The organism is Streptacidiphilus pinicola, assembly GCF_003258295.1.
GTDB classification, from domain to species: Bacteria; Actinomycetota; Actinomycetes; order Streptomycetales; family Streptomycetaceae; genus Streptacidiphilus; species Streptacidiphilus pinicola.
This window is the reverse complement of the sequence record NZ_QKYN01000278.1, coordinates 1-1442: the sequence shown is the minus strand read 5'-3', so window position 1 is coordinate 1442 and position 1442 is coordinate 1. Positions and strand designations below refer to the sequence as shown.

Sequence of the window (1442 nt, the reverse complement as noted above, 5' to 3'; positions counted from 1 at the left end):
GCGCTGGTGTGAGGTGGGGTCAGGAACCGGGGGCCGGTGGGGTGGCGTCCACGAGGGCATGCAAGATCGGTATCTCTGTCTCGTGCGTCATGGTCAGGCGATGTCCGAGGAGGGTGGGCTGACGGGGGCTGGGCGGCGGCAGGCACAGTGGTTGGGCAGGCGGCTGCGGGGGGTGCCTTTGGCGTCGGTTCACCATGGTCCGTTGCCTCGTGCGGCGCAGACGGCTCGGTTGGTGGCGGGGCAGTTGGGTGGGTTGCCGCTGTGCGAGTCGGAGGCTGCGGGTGATTACGTTCCGTACGTTCCGGAGCGGGAGGAGCTTCCTGCGGAGACGGCTGACGCCTTGGTGGCGCGGTTTGCTTCGTTGACGGCCGGGGAGCGTGCGCGTGGTGCGGAACTGGCTCGGCGTGCGGTAGCGGATTTCACCGGGCCGGTTGTGGAGGGGAATGCGCCTCGTTACGACCTGGTGGTCACGCATGCGTTTCTCATCGCGTGGCTGGTGCGGGCGGCGATGGGTGCGCCTGCGTGGCGTTGGGTGGGCTTCAATCATGCGAATGCGGCGCTCACGGTGATCCGTTATGCGCCGGGGCGGGCGGCGAGTGTGCTGGTCTACAACGACATGAGTCATCTCCCGGAGGCGCTGCGTTGGACCGGCTTTCCTGCTGAGCTCCGGGCGCCGTGAGATCGGCGCGGTGGCGGGGTGGCGGGAAGTTGGGATCCGCGGGCGTCTGGGGGCCTTGGGGTCGGCTGATGTGGGAGGACAAGGCCGGGTGGACGCGGCCGGCGTGGATGGAGCCGGGGCTGGCGGTGGCAGGGCTGGCTGACCAGGTGGTTCGCCGGCGGCTGAGCAGGCGCGCAATCTATATAGTAGACGCAATCTAATTGCGTCTACTACATAGATTGCGCGTGACACGTCCCCCCGGGGGCGTGTGCTTATGCGGCGGTGCTGGGTCGCTTGCGCAGGTGACGGTGGCCCTGGTGCGGGAACTGCGGGGGGTGGGACGGGAGGACGGAGTCCAGGGTGTAGCCGCACTTCTGGGCGACGCGGCAGGAGCCTTCGTTGCCGACGGTGTGGAGGAGTTCGATCTCGTCGGCGGGCATGAGGTCCTGGTCGCCGAAGAGCCAGGTGGTGGCGGCGTCGACGCAGCGTGAGGCGATGCCGTTGCCGCGGGCTGCGGCGGTAGTCCAGTAGCCGACGCCGGTGGCGAGGGTCTCGGGTGGGTTGGCGGCTTTGATGGTGAAGTGGCCGACGACGGTGCCTTCTTGTTCGACGGCCCAGCTGAGCAGGGTGCCGTTCGCGCAGTGGGTGTTGAGGTCGGTGAGCCAGGCGCGGGCCTGGTCCTCTTCTGCAATGGGGTGCGTGAGCCAGCGGCGCATCGCGTCGTCGCGGTGGGCGGCGACGATCGCGGGGGTGTCGGATTCGTGCCAGGGGCGCAGGGTCAGGG

General features: G+C 68.9%; 2 protein-coding genes. One reads left to right on the top strand and one right to left on the bottom strand.

The window, feature by feature from the left end; genetic code table 11:
• The first annotated feature begins 58 nt into the window (after positions 1-58).
• Positions 59-679: a histidine phosphatase family protein gene (locus tag DN069_RS39135; RefSeq protein ID WP_111507976.1), complete on the top strand. Its 621-nt coding sequence runs from the start codon at positions 59-61 to the stop codon at positions 677-679.
• Positions 680-930: 251 nt separating this feature from the next.
• On the opposite strand, the gene DN069_RS39130 is transcribed toward DN069_RS39135, so the two are convergent.
• Positions 931-1442: GNAT family N-acetyltransferase (locus DN069_RS39130; protein ID WP_111507975.1), on the bottom strand; the 512-nt coding region annotated here is incomplete at its 5' end.

Excerpts from the sequence above, each read along its gene's own strand:
- DN069_RS39135 (WP_111507976.1), top strand. The coding sequence starts at position 59 with ATGCAAGATCGGTATCTCTGTCTCGTGCGTCATGGTCAGGCGATGTCC.